Origin of the sequence: Escherichia sp. 93.0816 (assembly GCF_013368855.2) — a bacterium.
GTDB classification, from domain to species: Bacteria; Pseudomonadota; Gammaproteobacteria; order Enterobacterales; family Enterobacteriaceae; genus Escherichia; species Escherichia ruysiae.
Map to the genome: position 1 here is coordinate 1 of NZ_JABWNC020000054.1, position 2691 is coordinate 2691.

Consider the following 2691-nt stretch of genomic DNA (forward strand, 5'->3'; position numbering starts at 1 on the left):
GTTTTGTTTAAAGAACATAACATTGTTACATTTAATGTCAGAGGATGAGGATATCTCAGCAACAAAATCTGAGATATTAAGACCTGATGTTGTTGCTTATTCAACAGAGAATGAATCCTTAGTTCTTATTGAGTTAAAAAACTTTTCAACACCAACAAGGGAAGCTGGAACTGAGTTGGTGGCATATGCTGCGGAACTAAAAAGTTACTTGTCATACTTGTCTGATGGAGATATTACCAATGTACTTATATCACCTGACTGGCCACCTCTGGTTAGACACTTTATTTTTAATATGATCGTGTGGCAGAAGAAAAACTTTCTATGTTTAGAACCTTGCTATGATTTACAAGGTAACGTATCACTTACTCCTTTAGATATTAATAAATTAGTTATTGCGGAAGAAGCACTCAAGTTCTCATTTCGTCATCTTGGTGGGTTTCATATATGTTTGTATGATGATGAAATGTATAATAAACCGACTTCAACTTCTCGTTTACATTCGAAATTGAATGTTATTAAAGCCAGCATGGCAAAAATGTCCTCAGACGGTGAAAAGACTAATAGCCATGGGTTTGCTATTTTATGTAGAAATTTGAATGAGAGAACTTTAGCGCCATATACGATTACTCTAGTTAATGTTTCTGCGTTTTCTTCCATAGAGCGATACTTTCATTCGCCACAAATATCCAATGCTTCTCAACTCCCTAGAATAGGACAAAAAATTTATGACATTTACACTCATTACCAACCATCAGGTTTTGGGGCATCAATGTCGAAAATTTACAATTCTGGGAAGGCATATTTAGAAAAAATTAATTGCAAGCCGCGGATCGAGGTTATAGACACCTGGGATGTATTGCAAGCACATACACATGCGCCTTATATGGAAATGGTTCATATTGAAACGTGGGGAGTTTTTAAAGAAAAATTGATTGAAGGTCTAAATGAATGTTATGAGGATGAATATTACACACCTGATTTTGACGATGTAGATTTTTGCATGGTGTGTATTGAATCCTTAATTGACCAGAATTATGAATTTATAAAACTTTTTTGAAGAAAAGGGGCCGAAGCCCCTTTGAATTTTGCGCTGAAAAAAGTGTTGCTAGGATGTTAGCAAGCTATGGTTAAGAACGTCTGCCGTAATTGTCTATCACAGCGTTGAGCGGTCTGGTTTATGTTAGCGGAGTCTTAATCGAGTTGATTAAAAGGCCAAACCGCTCAACGCTGTGTCTGGCGGAGAGTAATGGAATCGAACCATCATCGCTTGCGCAATGGGACGGTTTTCAAGACCGCTTGAGCACCATGCTCCCTACTCTCCGGCCGTTGTGGTGGCCGGTACTGAATCTCCGGCATACGGTGCAGCCAATTAGGACTACGGACGATCACCGCTCGCGAAAGGGAAGATTTGCGGCCGCATTTCCCTAACATCCAAGAAAGCTATCGCATCAGTCTGCGAATCCACCACAACGGTAAGATCACTACCTTTCGACCAGTCATTGTGCACATGAACGACGATTAACCGTAATGATCTTATCGTTGTATTGGTGCCGGTTAACGGACTCGAACCGCTGACCTCTGGCCTAACATCGAATCGTTGTCATTTGACCAGCAAGGCTGTCTACCGAAGTAGAAACGATGCTTTGGCTCTCGCGCTCTCCCGCTGAGCTAAACCGGCAATTTGGTGGGGAGTGATGGAGTCGAACCACCCGAGTCGCAATGACAGTAGATTTACAGTCTACCCCGCTACCCCTACGGACTAACTCCCCTAAAGTGGCGATGATGGGTGGATTCGAACCACCGACCAGTTGGTTAACAGCCAACTGCTCTACCGCTGAGCTACACCATCAATTCAGCACTGCCAGTATTTATTACTCAACAGTGCCAATCGCGGCGGTTTAGTTTCTGCCAGGAAATGCACCGCTACTTGCACTTTTCGTTAGTGCCAGACGTTTTCGACTTCGCTCAATAGTAGGCAAAATCTTTAAGTAGATGATGTTTTTGAGGACAGCGCCTACTTTGTAATTTATACAATGTGATGTATGGAATCATTTGTTGTGAAAACAGGCACCAATGGCAACAGTGGTTAAACCTACACAACAATCCTGTCTTCACAACGTTGAGGCCACTACTCCGATTGAATGTTTGCCCAACATGTTACATATCAACGCTCGCCGGTATCTCTGTGAATAGAACCTTAGAATTGATAAAAATGTAATGGCCTCAACGTTGTGTGCTGGCTAACCATACCAGCCGGGCTACGCCGCCGCTTTTTAACCCAGTATAAACGACATAATTGAACAAAATGACGTAACAGGATGGGCGGTCAGTGGCTAAGAATCCGGGAGTCATATGGAGTTGAAAATATACCAACCGCCCATTCTGTTACTTCATCGGAGGGAACATGAATGTTCCCTCCTGCGTTCTGCAATCACACTCGCTCAGTGTGTCCCATTTCGGTAACGAGGCTGGAAACTGACCTCGCTGGTGTTTGGCTTATTAGGCTACTGCCAGATAGACTTCTTCGTTTGCACTTGTATTTAAGTTCAAACAATCGCGTCTCAACGAAAACAAAGTCATCTTATACACAAAAGATAAGTAAGTAAATACTTATCATTGTATTTTTATTCGGTTGTGACTTTTTTGATCAAGGCCACTCTACGACTAGGTGTTCTTGTGATGGTGGCAGTG

1 protein-coding gene and 4 tRNA genes are annotated in these 2691 nt (G+C 42.1%); 1 reads left to right on the top strand and 4 read right to left on the bottom strand.

The window, feature by feature from the left end; all coding sequences use genetic code 11:
• Positions 1-1057: hypothetical protein (locus tag HEM79_RS22080; protein WP_207105873.1), on the top strand; the 1057-nt coding region annotated here is incomplete at its 5' end.
• A 177-nt stretch (positions 1058-1234) separates the two neighbouring features.
• Here HEM79_RS22080 and HEM79_RS22085 read toward each other — a convergent pair.
• The 4 genes from HEM79_RS22085 to HEM79_RS22100 all read right to left on the bottom strand — a co-directional run bounded on the left by HEM79_RS22085 (position 1235) and on the right by HEM79_RS22100 (position 1849).
• A tRNA-Ser gene (locus tag HEM79_RS22085) sits at positions 1235-1321 on the bottom strand.
• Positions 1322-1545: 224 nt separating this feature from the next.
• Positions 1546-1678, bottom strand: a tRNA-OTHER gene (locus HEM79_RS22090).
• Positions 1679-1682: 4 nt separating this feature from the next.
• Positions 1683-1769: transfer RNA gene (locus tag HEM79_RS22095), tRNA-Tyr, on the bottom strand.
• A gap of 5 nt (positions 1770-1774) precedes the next feature.
• A tRNA-Asn gene (locus HEM79_RS22100) sits at positions 1775-1849 on the bottom strand.
• Positions 1850-2691 lie beyond the last annotated feature (842 nt).